The organism is Bacillus sp. A260 (assembly GCF_009861435.1).
Lineage (GTDB): Bacteria > Bacillota > Bacilli > Bacillales > Bacillaceae_G > Bacillus_A > Bacillus_A cereus.
In genome coordinates, this window is the sequence record NZ_CP046398.1 from 2,373,826 (window position 1) to 2,390,910 (window position 17,085).

Here is a 17,085-nt window from a genome sequence, read left to right on the forward strand (position 1 = left end):
GCTTAATTAGGAAGAAAGAAAAGGTAAAGAATTTCTAAAGAATTATAAAGGATTATTAAATTTAGGGTAATTATGGAAAAAGTTCAATTTCTTATATGGTAAGAAATTGAACTTTTTATTTGTAACATTAACATTTGTATGGGAGTAGTTTTACAGTGAATGTTGTTTTTTCGTCATCACTATATACTTCAATTGTTCCTTTATGCAATTCGACTATACTTTTTGCAATTGCTAATCCAAGTCCAGATCCACCAGTGTTTGTAGAGCGAGATTTCTCAACGCGATAAAAACGTTCAAAAATATGAGGTAAATCCGTACTAGGAATAGGTTGTCCGTAATTTGTTATATCAATTGTAATCATATTATTACTTTCATAAGCAGTAAGGTCAATATAGCGACCTTCGCTTCCATAAGCGATAGCGTTTATAATAAGATTTTCAAACACACGCACTAATTTGTCACCATCAGCTAATACCATGAGCTTTTGAGACGGGAAAGAAGGCCGACATTCTATATTAGCTTCTTGAACCTGTATGCGGAATTGAACAGTTAATTGTCCAAGTAACTCTACAATATCAATAGGAACAGAATACAAGCTTAATTCTTTATTTTGAACACGTGTATATTCGAACAAGTCATTCATTAATGCATTAAGACGAGTTACTTTATCGTAAATGACTTGAATATAGTATCGCAATTCCACTTCATCTCTATAATTATCATGATGGATTAAATTTACGTATCCAACTATAGAAGTAAGGGGAGTGCGTAAGTCATGTGATACATTTGTAATAAGTTCACTTTTTGCTTGTTCCGCTTGTCTTTCTTCATCAATTGAGACTTTTAATTGTTCAACAATTTCATTGACCCCGATTGCTAATTCTTCTAGATAATTATGATTTACAATAGAAACTTTATGATTGAAGTTTCCATTTGCAATATAACGAATTTCTTCTATCATTTTTTTTATACAAGTTTCATAATAAAGTTTTTTCTCGTGACGATAAAAAATGTAAAGATAGGATGAAAAAATAGAAAATAAAAACAAATAAGATACAATCATCATCCATAAAGACTCTTTAATCCCTTTATACTTTTCATAACCAAAAATTCGAATGAATTCTTTACCGAGTTCGGTTAGAGTAAGTGAACTTTCAATTACACTCGTAACGAGGCGATAAATAATTAGTTCAGTAATAGGAGTGAGTGTGATAGCTAATAAAAGCCAAAAAATAAGTTTCCATTTAGGAATATCTTTTAATATATCAAATGCTTCATTTCTCAATTTTATAGCCAACTCCCCAAACAGTATGAATAAATTTTTCTCCATTTATTACTGTTTCAAGTTTATCTCGTAAGTTGCTAATATGGACCATTACCGTCTTATTTGAACCATAACCATCTTCATTCCAAACGCGTTCGAAAATTTCTTCTGAACTAAATACTCTTCCTGTATTACTCGCAAGTAAATATAAAATATCGAATTCAATAGAGGTTAGTTTAATGTACTCTCCATTTACTTTAACTGTATGATTATGTTTGTGTATTTCAACAGAGCGAATACGAATAATACCATCTTCATTCTTTTGCGAAGTAGCATTTTGGAAAGAGGATCTTCGTAATAAAGCTTTCACTCTAGCTACTAATTCTAATGGATTGAATGGTTTGATCATATAATCATCAGCACCTGTCATAAGGCCTAATATTTTATCCATATCTTCTGCTTTTGCACTAAGCATTAGAATTGGTACAGTATTATTTTCACGCACTTCCTGACAAACTTCTAATCCGTTTCGTTTTGGCATCATAATATCCAAAATCATAAGGTCAACTTCATATGTAGAAACCTTTTGCAATGCTTCATCGCCATCATAAGCTTTATAAATGTTATAGCCTTCATTTCGCAAATAAACAGCAAGTAATTCAACAATTTCTTTATCATCATCAATAATTAATATATTTTTATTCATTGTGTAGTTCCTTTCCTTACAAATCATCAACATTACTATAATATCAAACATTTATGTACTTGTAGCGATGATTCTGTATAAAATTTCATGTAACGTATTAAAAAGGAGTAAAAAGATTAATAACGAATATAAAATAACAAGGATATTTAGATTCTACATTATAATGAAAGTTAGTTATAAGGGGGATTTTCTATGTTATGTAATGATATATATTCATTTACTCCAACTGGAAAAATAGACAATGATATTAAAGCTTTTCTACTAAAATATAATAAAGAGTTTACATATAAACATTCAATTCGTGTGGCAAATGAGGCAAAAAAGATTGCAGAAAAGTTTCACGTAGATAAAGAAAAAGCAGCAATTGCAGGATATTTACATGATATTAGTGGCATTTTTCCAAACGAGGAGCGGATTGCAGTTGCTGAAGAATTTGGTGTAGCAATAGTGGAAGCGGAAAGAAAGTTTCCTATGATTATTCATCAAAAATTATCGAGGGTAATCGCAAAAGAAATATTTAAAATCGAAGATGAAGAGATTTTAAATGCAATTTGTTGCCATACAACGTTGCGTAAACATGCAACGAAGATGGATTTAGTATTATTTGTTGCAGATAAAATAGAATGGGATCAAAAAGGGACACCACCATATTTAATAGAAATAAAAAAAGAATTGGGAAAATCTTTGGAAAAAGCAGCTTTTGTATATATTTCATATTTGTGGGAAAGGAAAGATACATTGAAAGTTATACATCCGTGGCTAGAAGAAGCATATTGGGATTTAAAAAGAATTGTACAGTAGAAAGGACAAGGAAATGCAATTAAAAGAATATATGAATCAAACATTTCCAGGAGTTACATTAGGACCCTACTTATATTCTCAGTGGGAAAATCATTTACATTTTGATTTCGGAAAAGATAAATATCAAATTGTAGAAGGAACCGACGATTTAAATATGGAATACTTTTCTCAACTTTGAAGACATATTTTCAAAAGAAGATGTAGTGTTTGTAGTGACAAATGTTTATAGATTTAAAAAGGAAAACATAAAAACTTCACAGAAAATAAATATATACAATAAATATATTAAGAAAAGAGATTTAAGATTTCATATAAGATAAGAAACGTTACCGTTTTTATTTGAAGATGAAGAAGCAGATTTATCCCGCTATTTGCCGGGCAGTAAGACCCCCCACTGATTAAAGTTTCACTTTATATTGTACATATCAATTTTCTTTTAAATGTCTTGCGGAAGATATTAAATATGAACCGCTGATACAAGCTGCTAATCATGAGGATTTTTCTGATCTGTATCTTCGATTTGGACGAAAAAAAGAAATCTCTTATCCAGATGTATTTCTCATAAATGCAAAGAAAGATATTGTGATGTTTATGTATGATGATAGAGGATGTGAAGTAATTGCGAAGAATAAAGAAATAATACGAGATTCATATAAGAAATACAAAGAATGGATTCCAGATTATGAACGAGAAAGTATAGATAACTTATTTAAATGACAATAGGGGAAGTGAAGCGTGTAATGAAACGTATTGCAATTGTATCTGCATGGGAACCAGAACTGACGTATTTGCATCAACATTATCCGAGTGAACGTGTTGAAAAAAGAGCAGCTTGGGAATTTCATTTTCATACTATTAATGAGCTGGAAATTATATCAGTTGTTACTGGTGTCGGTAAAGTAAGCTGCGCTAGTTGTGTACAATTGTTAATTAGTGAGTTTCAGCCAGATGAGTTGTTTATGACAGGAATATGCGGAAGTTTATCAAACAAGGTGAAAAACGGTCATATTGTAGTGGCACTAAACGCAATACAACACGATGTTACTGCAGCTGGCTCAGGGGAAGATGTTTTTAATTTATATAACGGTAGAACAGCACCTATTGAAACAACAAAATCACTTGTAAGAAGAATAAAAAAAATACGATCATATGATCCAATACATTTCGGTACATTTTTATCCGGAGATCAACGTATTCGTAGTTCAGAAATGAGATATTTACTCCATACCGTATATGGAGCATTGGCAGTTGATCAAGAAGTAGCAGCTTTCGCCTATGTGTGTCAAATAAATAAAAAACCATTTCTCTGTTTAAAAGCTGCTTCAGATCAAGCAAATGATAAAACGAAAGAAGAACAAAAAATCTTTAAAATGCTAGCATGCGAAAGAGCATGTGAGCATTTAATTGCCTTTTTACGTGTTTATGAGATTAATGTAGTAAATAATAGATAGTTAGAGGGTTTTAACATAAGTAATTGGAGGCATAATTATATTATGATTCAATATAAAAGGTGTAGTGATGTAAATATTGATTTAGTATATGAAGCTTTTAAAGTTGGATTTTCAGATTACATTATTAAAATGGAAGTTTCAAAAGGGGATTTTATACAACGTTTTTTGGGACCAGAAGGTAATTTGCTAGAACATTCTTTTCTTGCTTTAGAAGAAGGCAAACCTGTTGGCGTAATACTAGGTGGTATAAAGGATTATGAAAGTATTAAGACTATGCGCTGTGGAACATTAGCGGTTCATCCTAATTACCGCGGTATTGGTGTGAGTCAAAAATTATTTGAACTGCATAAAGAAGAGGCGATTCAACATGGATGTAAGCAACTTTTTCTCGAAGTCATTGTAGGAAATGACCGAGCGATTCATTTTTATAATAAGTTGGGCTATGAAAAAGTGTACGATCTTTCTTATTATAATTTAAATGATTTGACTAAAATAATGAATAAAGATTGTAAGGATATTGAAGTAAAACAATTAGAATTTCCAACTTTTAAAGATGAAATTCAGAAATGGTTAAACTTCCATATAAATTGGCAAAATGATATTGATTATATCAAAAAAACAAATAATGTATTTTATGGTGCATATGTCGATAATGACTTAAAAGGCTCTCTATGTGTAAATAAACAAGGTAAAATTAGTTTTATTTTCGTAGACAAAGATTATAGAAATATTGGTGTTGGGATGAAATTATTACAAGTAGCAAGAGAAGAATTAAATTTATCAAGTTTATCAATTGGGTTTCCTAACAATAATTTACTGGAAGGTTTTCTTAAGAAATGTGGATTTGAAAAGAATTCTTTAGCGCAATATGAAATGTATTTATTACTCTAAGAGCGGAAAGATTTATTCTTTTCGCTTTTTATTTTGCTGTTATGTTGGTAAATGCTCCGCAACTATAATTTATAATGAGAGGGATTTTGTTTATCCTTAAGTTATTTTTTAAATTGTCAATTTCATGCTAATAATTTTCTTTGTATAATATTCTAATTTTATGTAGAATAGATACGATGGGAGGGGATGAAATGAATAATGGATTAAAGTTTAAGATTTTTGAATTGCATTGTCTCGTTCAAAAGACTTATTCTGATATTAAAATAGCGTGTGATATTGCTATTTATCAAGAAAACACTTCTAAATATTTAATTTCATTAGGATTTTTAAATAAATCATATATGACTTATATAGAAGCAAAAAGATTCTATCGCGAAAATGAAGAGCTTGTAAGTGTAGAATTTGATAATTTCTTTGATATGTATGATAAATTAGAAAACGAATTAAAACAAGTTATTTCAACTGAAGATAAAAATCCTTCATTGTTACATAGCAGACTTGATCAGTTTCAGCAGAAAGTTGAAAATATAAATGACTTAATAAAAGTATTGCAAAATGCTCGTTAATGAATGCTTTTTTCTGTTCGTATAGAAATTATGTATTAAAAACATTTTAGGGATATTACATATTGAAGAGGTGGCTTTTGTAGATTACAAAAGTCATCTTTTTATGTTAGGAATAGATTGTATACATTTTAGCAGTTTCATATAAATAATAGAAATTTATACGAGGTAAATATCATGGGAAATAAAAAAGAAATAGCTATAGTTGCATTAACAACAGGATTCGTTTTAACAAGTGTAACACCATATGGAGTAGGGCATGCAGAGGAACCTGGTCAAATGCAAGTTGAAATTCAAGAGGATTCGTTCCGTACAGGTGATCTGACACAACCATCAAAAAAGGCACCAGAGAATGTAGTGAAAGATGCACTTAAGGAAAATACGGAGCATGCTTTGTCTCCAAAACAAGTTAGTGCAGAAACAGGAGTAGATTACAAGGTTCTTCAAAAACGTGGTTCTTATGATGGAACTACACTTGTGCGCATGCAACAAATATATGAAGGAAAAGAAGTATATGGCCACCAGTTGACTGCTCACGTAGATAAAAAAGGTATTATTAAAAGCATTTCAGGAGCTAGCGCACAAAATTTAACACAAGAAGATTTAAAGAAACCTATTAATTTATCAAAAGAAGAAGCAAAACAATATATTTATAAAAAGTACGGAAACGATACTAAATTTATTTCTGAGCCAGAAGTTAAGGCAGTTATTTTTGTTGATGAAAATCATGGGCAGGCTAGCAATGCATATCAAGTTACATTTGCTGCTACAACACCAAATTATGTATCTGGAACTTATTTAGTGAATGCTCATAATGGTGAAATGTTAAAAGATATGGTACAAGAATCAAGTTTGAAAATAAGTGAAGAGTATGTTGAATCCGTTAAGGAAAATAAAACTAGCAATTTTACATCATTAACTGGAACAGGAAAAGATGATTTAGGCGTAACTCGTACATTTGGTATTTCTAAACAGACCAGTGGGAATTATGCGCTTGCTGATTACACAAGAGGACAAGGAATTGAGACATATGATGTAAATTATAGAGATATTACAAATGAAGAAAGTTATTATCCTGGTATACTAACAACTAGTGTTTCAACAACATTTAATGATCCAAAGGCGGTAAGCGCTCATTTCTTAGCAACAAAGGTATACGATTTTTATAAAGAAAAATATAAGCGTAATAGTTTTGATAATAAAGGAAAAAAAGTAGTTTCAGTTGTACATGCATGGGATTCTGGAGGAACAAATGATCCTGAAAATTGGGAGAATGCATTTAGTACTAATATTAATAACATTAGTATGCTTTTATATGGAGATCCCATGGTAAAAGCGTTCGATATAGCCGGTCATGAATTTACACATGCAGTTACATCAAGTGAATCTAACCTTGAATTTTCAGGAGAATCTGGGGCAATTAACGAGGCATTATCGGATATTATGGGAACGGCTATAGAGAAATACATAAATAATGGGGAATTTAACTGGACAATAGGAGAACAAACTGGATCGACTTTTCGTAATATGAAAAATCCAACTGCAATTAATTTTTCAGAAGGACTACCGTATCCGGATGATTATAGTAAATATAATGATTTAAATGGAGAGGATTATGGAGGCGTTCATTTTAACTCAAGTATTATTAATAAAGTTGCGTATTTAATGGCACAAGGTGGTACTCATAACGGTGTAAATGTAAATGGTATTGGTGAAGATAGAATGTTTGATATTTTCTATTATGCAAATACTGATGAATTAAATATGACTTCTAATTTCTCTGAATTGAAATTGGCATGCCTTAAAGTGGCAACTAATAAATATGGAGCGAACTCAATTGAAGTTCAAGCAGTCCAAAATGCTTTTGATGCGGCAAAAATTACAGGAACGGTGAAAGAGAACGAAAAAACAGCAGAAAACCAAGCTCCAGAGTTAACTGTACCGTTTACGATTACACTACGTGTAGGTGATACGTTTGATCCAATGAGAAATGTAAAAGCTGTTGATAAAGAAGATGGTGATTTAACAAATAAAGTAAAGCATAAAGGCGATGTAGATACTTCAAAACCAGGTACATACATTGTGGAATACTTGGTCGTTGATTCCCAAGGGAGAAATACAACGGCTAGACAGACTGTAATTGTAGAGGGAAATGGAGAAACATCAGATTTAGAACCTAAATTAATAGTGCCTGTTGGAGCGACAATTCATGTTGGAGATTCATTTGTTCCAATGGCAGAAGTATTAGCTATCGATAAAGAAGACGGTGATCTCACTTCTAAAATCAAAGTTGATGGTGAAGTAGATACAACTAAAGCCGGTACTTACGTATTAACGTACACGGTTACAGATTCTAAAGGTCATGAAGTAACGGCGAAGCAAACTGTAACGGTCAAAGTTAGAGAAGAAGTTAAAAATGATAAACCAATACTAAAAGTACCTGCTACAACTTCAATTACTGAGGGTGATCAATTTGATCCATTGGTAGGGGTATCAGCTACTGATAAAGAGGACGGTGACCTTATTTCTAAAGTAGCGTATGAAGGAACTATAGATACAACTAAAGCTGGTACTTATGAAATAATATATAGTGTTAGAGATTCCGTGGGTAATGAGGTAAATGCAATACAAAAAGTATTAGTGAAAGATAAAGAAACTAGCAAAGCTAATGGCCTTGCTAATAAGGAAAATAAGAGTAATATCTCAAACAACAGTAATAGCGATAAAAAAGAATATACATATAAGGAGCTTCCAAAGACGGGTGTAAGTACAACTAACAGTGCAGCAATCGGCATATTGATGATTATTACAGGCACAGTACTCACTTTTGTTCGCAAATTTAGAAAGATACAAAAATAATAGTAGGGATCATTCGTTTGAAGAAAAGAGTTCATTATTCAAAAGAAATAAAGTAGAAAGTAAGTAAAACAAAATATGGATTTTTTACTTAATAAGATTTTAGTAGTTAAGCGGTGCATTTGGCTTCTATAAAAATTTGTAGTTGGATCATGTTCTGTCTACAAAACTACATTACATAAAAAACACGTTACTATTCTCATTAAAATAAAAGAATAGTAACGTGTTTTTTGGTTTGGAAAAAGCATAAATCCTATAGTTCATGAATCTGGGAGTGCTTCTAATCTGCTATTGATGAGTTACTGAAAACATTTTGTTTTAATGGAAGTTTCACTCTAAATGACAACATGAGATTTTCGATATTTACCAGGTGTTTCATTGGTGAATTTTTTAAAAATTTTAGTGAAATAACTTTGATCGCTAAAATTAAGCGAAGCGCATATGTCTGATAAAGGATAGGTGGTGAAAGTTAATAATTTCTTTGCTTCTTCGATTCGTTCACGTTGAATGTACTCAATTAATGAAATACCGACTTCTTTTTTAAATAATATAGATAAATAATCTGAATTCACATTTGCAAATTTAGCAACTTGTTTAACAGATATTGGATTGTAAATATTTTTAAAAATGTAGTTTTTGCAAATAGCAATAGTCTGTGAATGTTGCTGTGTTTTTTGTGCCTTTACACGGTCTGCAAAGGTACAAAAAGCATTTTTTAATAAATCCCAAACAGATTCTTTGTCTTTTAAATCTTCTGTTCTTTGAATATGTAAATCATAAATTTTGTAAGCAATCCCAGATGGAAGTCCCCCTTTTATCGCATATCTAGTAGCGAGCGTGATGGATGAAATACAAATGTTTTTATGACGTCTTAATTGATGGAATGAAGATAAAGATGAAAGAGTCTCTTGTTGGAATTCGTAATAATATTTGAGTACGGTTTCTTTATCCCCGTGTTCTATAGAACTAAGTAGTTGCTGCTCTATATATAAATTATGATAAATGGATTCGTCTTTTTGCATTGAAATATATACATCTTCGTTTAAGATGCTGCTATGACTTATATGAAGTGAGTCACTGTTATTTGAAAAGGTGCTTACATCTGAATTTTTTTTATAGAGAATGTTATAGAACAATATCGCTATATTTACAAAGAAATTTTGATCTTTGACTGACAATGAAAAATAATGGTCTCTTGTTCTTTTATAATTTGGAATAAAATTAAGGTTACTATCCGCTTTACTTGTAGAAGAATTCACATGTGTCAAGGGCCCAATAATAACAGTACCGTTCACCATATAATCGCTCTTTATGTGAATTAAAATAAAGTGCCCTAGATATTCGTGAGTTCTGAAGATGGGGGAATTATATGTATCATTTCTCTGAAAAAGCATATGTAACTCTTCTATTTTTGATGTATATAACGAATGTGAATCATTTTTTGATTTAAATTCTAAAAGAATATTTTTGTTACAATCTAAAAAACAAACTGGAATTTCGAAAGATTGAAAAAACATATTGCAAATATACTCTATCTCAACTAGACTGAGCTTTTTAGTCATATTCTTCCTCCTTACAGTTATGCGTAATAGTTAAATAAACATATATTCCTTTTTCATAAGTAGATACGGAAAACCTTTATCAATAAAAAAATATAAATAAAAGTTATAAACTTCTAAGAATAATACCATAATTTAACATGAATAGCACATATTATTTGAATATACAGGTAATAGTTTTGGACAGTAACGTAAAATATGAATCGTCACACTTATTTGTTGGTTATTACTTATATGTATTAAAAAATGATTAAGATTGGATTTTAAATAGGGATAGGAAGTGAGAAATGAATAGATTGACAGTAAGTGAATAGTCGAAATTAGCGGTGAAAGCTATTATGTAACAAATGTAATGATTCTTGAAATAGGGATATACGTGTAATTTAGGGGAGAAAATTACATATATCATGTGGAGAGACAACGTAATAATAGAAGATAAGAAAAGTGAATAAGTGATTGTAAACAATGGATTGTTGGACGACTATGTTTTATGTTATTCGTTTAAATCTGATACTTGGCACACTATTGCTTTTAAGAAGGTAATAGTAATAAAGAAATTTTTAAAATGATAGAAGTAGTAAAGGGGATAAGAGAAATGAAAAAAATATTTAGTGTGCTTTTAGTGTTATTCTTAACATTTTCTACATGGTCTAGTGTATTAGTAAAGGCAGATTCACCATCTAAAGGTACTTTAACGATTCATAAGTATGAACAAGAAAAAGATGGAGCGCAGGGACTAGAAGGTGACGGTTCTGCAAATCAAGAGGTGCCAAAGGATGTGAAACCATTAAAAGGTGTAACGTTTGAAGTAAAAAGGGTTGCTTCTTTTGAAAAAATTTCAAACGATGGGAAAATCGTAAAAGAAGACGTGAAACCTGTAATGGGAGCCACTCCAAATCAAGTAGTAACAGATGATAACGGACAAGCTGTATTAAAAGATCTTCCGCTAGGACGTTATGAGGTGAAAGAAGTGGCAGGACCTCCACATGTTAATCTAAATCCCAATACGTATACAGTGGATATTCCATTAACAAATAAAGAGGGTAAGGTGCTAAACTATGATGTTCACATGTATCCCAAAAATGAGATTAAACGTGGTGCAGTGGATTTAATAAAAACTGGTGTAAATGAAAAAGCATTAGCAGGTGCATTATTCTCTTTATTTAAAAAAGACGGTACAGAAGTGAAAAAAGAGTTAGTAACAGATGCTAATGGTCATATTCGCGTGCAAGGATTGGTGTATGGAGAATACTATTTCCAAGAAACAAAAGCTCCGAAAGGCTATGTAATAGATCCAACTAAACGTGAGTTTTTTGTTAAGAACTCCGGAACAATTAATGAAGATGGAACTATTACTTCTGGTACAGTAGTTAAATTAGAAGTGAAAAACTATGAAGAACCAACAATTGATAAAAAGATTAACGGAAAATTGGAAGCGTTACCAATCAATCCGTTAACTAATTATAATTATGATATTAAAACATTAATTCCAGAAGACATTAAGGAATACAAAAAATATGTGGTAACAGATACTTTGGATAATCGTTTAGTGATTCAAGGAAAGCCAATCGTGAAAATTGATGGAGCAGAAGTAAATGCAAGCATTGTAGAGGTAGCTATAGAAGGTCAAAAAGTAACAGCTACAGTAAAAGATTTCACAAAATTAGATGGTAAAAAAGAATTTCATTTGCAAATTAAATCTCAAGTAAAAGAAGGAGTACCATCTGGTTCGGAAATTTTCAATACAGCAAAAATACATTTTTCAAATAAAAATGATGTAATTGGAGAAAAGGAATCTAAACCCGTAGTTGTTATTCCGACAACTGGAATAATTGAGTTAACAAAAATTGATGGTGCTAATAAGAATAAATTAAAAGGTGCAGAGTTTGTACTTAAAGATAATAATGGAAAAATAGTTGTCGTAGCAGGAAAAGAAGTAACAGGTGTATCAGATGAAAATGGTGTTATTAAATGGTCTAACATTCCATATGGAGACTATCAAATTTTTGAAACGAAAGCACCAACATATACAAAAGAAGATGGTACAAAAGCATCTTATCAATTATTAAAAGACCCCATTGATGTAAAGATTAGTGAAAATAATCAAACAGTTAAATTGACGATTGAAAATAATAAAAGTGGATGGATTCTTCCGGTAACGGGTGGTATAGGAACGACTCTTTTTACTGTAATAGGCCTTACTTTAATGCTTACAGCGGCATTTGTTTTCTTTAGAAAAAAGTTTGCTAGAAATTAAGATTTTAGGAACATGTAACCATATGAAAAGGGGAGAAGCAAAATGCTTTCCTCTTTTCGATATTTAAGCGTATACAGAGGTGGAAATATGAAACGAAATCTTGTTTTGGGAGGTATTTTCTTATTTGGATTAGGTATTTTTTTATATCCTACTATTAGTAATTGGTTGGCGACCCGTGCACATTATTCTGAGATTAGCTCTTACGATAAGAAGATTAAAGCATTACAAAAGAAAGAAGTCGAACGTAGGGAAAAAGAAGCAGCCGAATATAATAAACAAGTTCAAACTTCTGCGAAAATATTTACAGATCCATTTTCTGAAAAAAAAAGTAATCATCAAGCGTATGCTGATGCGTTAAATTTAGGAGATGTAATGGGGTATATTGAAATATCGAAAATTAATATAAAACTGCCAATCTATCAAGGGACCTCTGAGGAAGTATTAAGTCGCGGGATAGGTCATTTAGATTTTTCTTCGCTCCCGGTAGGTGGAGAAAATACGCACACTATTTTAACAGGGCATCGTGGTTTACCATCAGCAAAATTATTTACAGATTTAGATAAGTTGAGTGAAGGAGATCTTTTTTATATTCATTCTTTAGACAAAGTTCTTGCTTATAAAGTAGATCAAATTAAAGTAGTGTTACCACACGAAACGGACGATCTACAAATTGTAGAAAATAAAGATTATACAACTTTAATTACGTGTACGCCTTATGGAGTAAACACCAATAGATTGCTAGTTCGAGGTGAGCGTGTGGAGTTAAACGAGAAAGAAAAACAAAAAGTGAGTACAGAGATATTTATGTTTAATAAGTGGACTGTAATAGTTCCACTCCTATTGTTATGTGTGTTTCTAGTCGTAATTTATAAGAAAAGGTTTACTCGATAGAATGTATGTATTTATCCTGCATTAATGGGAAGTGGGATCGTAAATTCAGAGATAAGTAAAGAAGGTATATAGGGGATTGAAGTAAATCATCATTAATAAAAATTTCATTTTATTCGACTATAGAAAAAATACGGTAAAGGTGGGAACAAAGGAATTGAGGCTACGATTAAAGCTGGTAAGTATTCATTTTATTGTTTTGTTAATGTTAAGTGTAAGTTTTGTCATATATGTACCAAAAGAAGTATATGGATCCACGACAAACTTAGAAGGTCTAGGTGATATATCGCGCTATAATGCTGTTGTCTTTGGTAACCATAAAGCAATAGGTGGCGACATTGAAGGAGCAATTGCAGTTCAAGGTGATATGGATGCATCGGGGTATACAATTGTAGGTGCTGCAGCGGGAACATCTAATATAGTAGGTGAAAAATGGGTTGATGAGGGATATCCGTCCTTGTTATTGTCTGGAAAATTTAAGAAATCAAGAGAAGAATCTTTTATCATTCAAAACGGAATAGTCGTAATGACAAAAGAGAGTGATCCAGATCGCATCATACAATCCTCTTATGATCGTATCGTTTATAAAGAAAAACTAGAAATTGACGCGAAATTTAATGAATTTCGCAATATAGTGAACCAAGTCAGTAAAAATGCAGGTCAATATAAAACAAATACCCCAATTCCAAATATGAGTCATGGAATCGGAAAAGATATAAACAATCCTAATATTTATGTTTCATCAGAATTGACAGGGAAAATTAATTTAGATATAAGAGATGTATTTTTACCGAGTGCTAAGGACAAAGATTTTATTGTTATGTATTCGGATGCAACAGAGGTTACATTTAAAAATGGGTCTATTCTATATGACACGAACAATATTGGAAGGGCTACAGATATAGTTCCTACATCACAACCATATTCTCCTAATTCCCCGTTTACTGAGCTATATGGGAAAGTGATTTGGGTTTTTCCAAATGCGAAAAAAATTATAACAGAGGGATATGGTGTCGTTGGTAGTGTGTTTGCCCCCAATGCTGTATTAGAAACAAAAGGCGGTTCGATTAATGGACAAGCATTTGTCGGTGCGGTACAACAAACTGGTGGATTTGAATTTCACAATTTCAAATTTAACTGGCAACATTGGAACAAGCCTAGTACAGGAAAAATAAAAATAAAAAAGGTTGATAGTAATAATGTTAATAAAAAATTGATCGGAGCAAAGTTTCATATAGAAGATTCAAATAAAAAAGTAGTTGGAGAACTAGTAACAAATGAAGAAGGAGAAGCGATATCAAAAGACTTACCAAAAGGAAACTATACCCTTGTAGAAATAGAAGCGCCAAAAGACTATGAATTATTAAAAGATAAAATAGCTGTAAAAGTAGAAAAAGATGCAGTAGTAGAAATTAAAATAGGAAATAAGAAATTGCCAGATCCAATGGGAAAAATGAAGTTAGTGAAAGTAGACATAAGTGATAAAAATAAAAAGCTAGCAGGGGCAAAGTTTCATATAGAAGATTCAAAAGGAAAAATAGTTGGAGAACTAGTAACAAATGAAGAAGGAGAAGTAATATCAAAAGACTTACCAAAAGGAAACTATACCTTAGTGGAAGTAGAAGCACCTAAAGGTTACGAATTATTAAAAGAAAAAATAACTGTAAAAATAGAAAAAGATGCAGTAGTAGAAATTAAAATAGGAAATAAGAAATTGCCAGATCCAATGGGGAAAATGAAGCTTGTGAAAGTAGACATAAGTGATAAAAATAAAAAACTAGCAGGGGCAAAGTTTCATATAGAAGATTCAAAAGGAAAAATAGTTGGAGAACTAGTAACAAATGAAGAAGGAGAAGTAATATCAAAAGACTTACCAAAAGGAAACTATACCTTAGTGGAAGTAGAAGCACCTAAAGGTTACGAATTATTAAAAGAAAAAATAACTGTAAAAATAGAAAAAGATGCAGTAGTAGAAATTAAAATAGGAAATAAGAAATTGCCAGATCCGACTGGGCAATTTGAAATTGAAAAAGTTGATGATATGGATAGTGAATTAAAGCTAAAAGGCGCTGTATTTCAAGTGTTAGATAAAGAAGGGAAAGAAGTTAGTAGATTAATAACGGATGAAAAAGGAAAGGTGATTTCCAACCAATTAGCAATTGGAAAGTATACGATTAAAGAAATAAAAGCACCGAACGGATACATGTTACTTAGAGATCCAATAGAAATAGAAATTACAGAAGCAGTAAAGACACAAAAAATAACAGTGAAAAATGCGAAGAATAACTGGGTAATTCCTAATACTGGTGGGAGTGGAACAACAATTTTTTACGTAATTGGTATTATGCTAATGTTTGCTGTGCTATATTTCTATAAGAAAAATCGTATATTATGAACTAATTTTATAGAGTTAGACAGATCGTTGCGTTAGAGAGTTTTTAGGACATGAGTTCGGTATTGTACTGGACTCATGTTACTAAATTTGTTGAAGGAGGAAGGATAATAGTAAACATAGAATATGTTAATGAATTAAAATATTCAAGAGGTGAACATGGTGGCAATAAAACAAGACGAAATTAAAGTAGTTGTCGGAGCTGGAGTGTTTAATAATAATCCAGGTTGGATTCAAACGCAAGAAGATGAACTTAACTTACTAGATAAAGCTACGTGGGAAGGAAGATTTGAATACAACTCTATTTCAGCTATTTTAGCTGAGCATGTATGGGAACACCTTACTTTTGAAGAAGGTGTAAGAGCAACTGAAATTTGTTATGAATTTTTAAAACCATCTGGTCATATTCGGTGCGGAGTCCCTGATGCATTCTTTCAGGATGAGGCATATCAAAATATAGTTCAAATAGGGGGCCCCGGTCCGAAAGATCATCCAGCAGCAAGTCATAAAATCGTTCATAATTATATAACATTAACGAAAATGTTTGAAACTGCTGGATTCGAGGTAGTTTTACTTGAATATTGTGATGAAAATGGTCGGTTTTATTACAACGAATGGGATGCAAACGACGGTGTTATTTTCCGTTCGAAAAGGTATGATTCTAGAAATAAAGGCGATAAACTTGGTTTTCCATCGCTAATTGTCGATGCGATTAAGCGCTAATCATTCAACAAAAAAGGAGTTAATCCTATGATTTCATAAGTCGCAAATGCGGCTTTTTTATTTGTACATAAATCTATATTTAATTTTCAATATTATATAACTCGATTTAGAAAATATTTAAGTTTTTCTCAGCACCATTCACTTTAAATTAACACTTCGTTGACATAAATATTTATTTTATATTTATATTCGTGTAAAATGAAATGGGAACATATATTCTATATAAGGAGACAATCAAAATGATAGCTGAAATTAGGAAACTAACTGATGGATATATTGTAAAATTTGAACGCCAATTTCCATATACGGCAGAAGAAGTTTGGTCTGTATTAACAGAAAACAGTAAGCTGAAAAAATGGATGCCCAATTTACAGATTGAAAGCCTTAAAACTGCTGGAATAATAAAGTTCGACATGATGGACGGTTCATTCATAAATATTGATATTTTAGAGTGTCAACTAAACTCAGTACTTGAATTTACTTGGGATAAAGACCGTGTCAGATTTGAAATACATAATGAGGAAAATGGTACTCTTTTACTTCTTAAAGAGTACATTCATGAATTAACAGATCATACACCGAGAGATGTAGCTGGTTGGCATATTTGTTTAAATCTTTTTTCTTTCGTTTTAGAAGGAGAAGAGAAAGAATTTTCTAAAGATGAATGGCAACAGTGGTTTGAAATATACAAGGATAAGATTCATGAAGTGAGAGGATAATTGCATAATAGGTAA

13 protein-coding genes and 1 pseudogene are annotated in these 17,085 nt (G+C 31.4%); 11 read left to right on the forward strand and 3 right to left on the reverse strand.

What is annotated here, in order from left to right; all coding sequences use genetic code 11:
* Positions 1-127 precede the first annotated feature (127 nt).
* Positions 128-1,285 carry a sensor histidine kinase gene (locus GD442_RS11980; RefSeq protein ID WP_001243312.1) on the reverse strand — a complete coding sequence of 386 codons (1,158 nt, stop codon included), beginning with the start codon at positions 1,283-1,285 and terminating at the stop codon, positions 128-130.
* Positions 1,275-1,970, reverse strand: a complete 696-nt coding sequence (locus tag GD442_RS11985) for a response regulator transcription factor (RefSeq protein WP_001038807.1) — start codon at positions 1,968-1,970, stop codon at positions 1,275-1,277. Before GD442_RS11985 ends, GD442_RS11980 begins: the two co-directional genes overlap by 11 nt.
* Positions 1,971-2,162: 192 nt before the next feature.
* Here GD442_RS11985 and yqeK point away from each other — a divergent pair, with 192 nt between their 5' ends.
* The 6 genes and pseudogenes from yqeK (at position 2,163) to GD442_RS12015 (ending at position 8,535) form a co-directional block, all read left to right on the forward strand.
* On the forward strand, positions 2,163-2,771 hold the full coding sequence (yqeK, locus tag GD442_RS11990; RefSeq protein ID WP_000882440.1) for a bis(5'-nucleosyl)-tetraphosphatase (symmetrical) YqeK: 609 nt from the start codon (positions 2,163-2,165) through the stop codon (positions 2,769-2,771).
* A gap of 13 nt (positions 2,772-2,784) precedes the next feature.
* Positions 2,785-3,488: pseudogene (locus tag GD442_RS11995) on the forward strand (DUF3885 domain-containing protein).
* Positions 3,485-4,222 (forward strand): 5'-methylthioadenosine/S-adenosylhomocysteine nucleosidase, encoded by a 738-nt coding sequence (gene mtnN, locus GD442_RS12000; protein WP_000151939.1) that lies wholly within the window; start codon positions 3,485-3,487, stop codon positions 4,220-4,222. Before GD442_RS11995 ends, mtnN begins: the two are co-directional and overlap by 4 nt.
* Positions 4,223-4,264: 42 nt before the next feature.
* A complete protein-coding gene (locus tag GD442_RS12005; RefSeq protein WP_000617041.1) occupies positions 4,265-5,113 on the forward strand; it encodes a GNAT family N-acetyltransferase in 849 nt (282 codons plus the stop codon).
* A gap of 191 nt (positions 5,114-5,304) precedes the next feature.
* Entirely contained in the window at positions 5,305-5,679 is a 375-nt protein-coding gene (locus GD442_RS12010) for a hypothetical protein (RefSeq protein WP_001059022.1), read from the forward strand.
* Between the two features lie 174 nt (positions 5,680-5,853).
* Positions 5,854-8,535 (forward strand): M4 family metallopeptidase, encoded by a 2,682-nt coding sequence (locus GD442_RS12015; RefSeq protein ID WP_000527069.1) that lies wholly within the window; start codon positions 5,854-5,856, stop codon positions 8,533-8,535.
* Between the two features lie 332 nt (positions 8,536-8,867).
* On the opposite strand, the gene GD442_RS12020 is transcribed toward GD442_RS12015, so the two are convergent.
* Entirely contained in the window at positions 8,868-10,094 is a 1,227-nt protein-coding gene (locus tag GD442_RS12020; RefSeq protein ID WP_000162828.1) for a helix-turn-helix domain-containing protein, read from the reverse strand.
* 592 nt (positions 10,095-10,686) lie between these two features.
* On the opposite strand from GD442_RS12020, the gene GD442_RS12025 reads away from it, so the two are divergent.
* The 5 genes from GD442_RS12025 to GD442_RS12045 all read left to right on the forward strand — a co-directional run bounded on the left by GD442_RS12025 (position 10,687) and on the right by GD442_RS12045 (position 17,070).
* Positions 10,687-12,348, forward strand: a complete 1,662-nt coding sequence (locus tag GD442_RS12025) for a SpaA isopeptide-forming pilin-related protein (protein ID WP_000719302.1) — start codon at positions 10,687-10,689, stop codon at positions 12,346-12,348.
* Positions 12,349-12,435: 87 nt separating this feature from the next.
* Positions 12,436-13,239, forward strand: a complete 804-nt coding sequence (locus tag GD442_RS12030; protein WP_002041156.1) for a class C sortase — start codon at positions 12,436-12,438, stop codon at positions 13,237-13,239.
* Between the two features lie 154 nt (positions 13,240-13,393).
* On the forward strand, positions 13,394-15,631 hold the full coding sequence (locus GD442_RS12035; RefSeq protein WP_086408042.1) for an MSCRAMM family protein: 2,238 nt from the start codon (positions 13,394-13,396) through the stop codon (positions 15,629-15,631).
* A gap of 156 nt (positions 15,632-15,787) precedes the next feature.
* Complete coding sequence (locus GD442_RS12040) at positions 15,788-16,351, forward strand: class I SAM-dependent methyltransferase (RefSeq protein ID WP_000225733.1); 564 nt, start codon at positions 15,788-15,790, stop codon at positions 16,349-16,351.
* Positions 16,352-16,590: 239 nt separating this feature from the next.
* Entirely contained in the window at positions 16,591-17,070 is a 480-nt protein-coding gene (locus tag GD442_RS12045) for an SRPBCC family protein (protein ID WP_000559863.1), read from the forward strand.
* Positions 17,071-17,085: the final 15 nt, after the last annotated feature.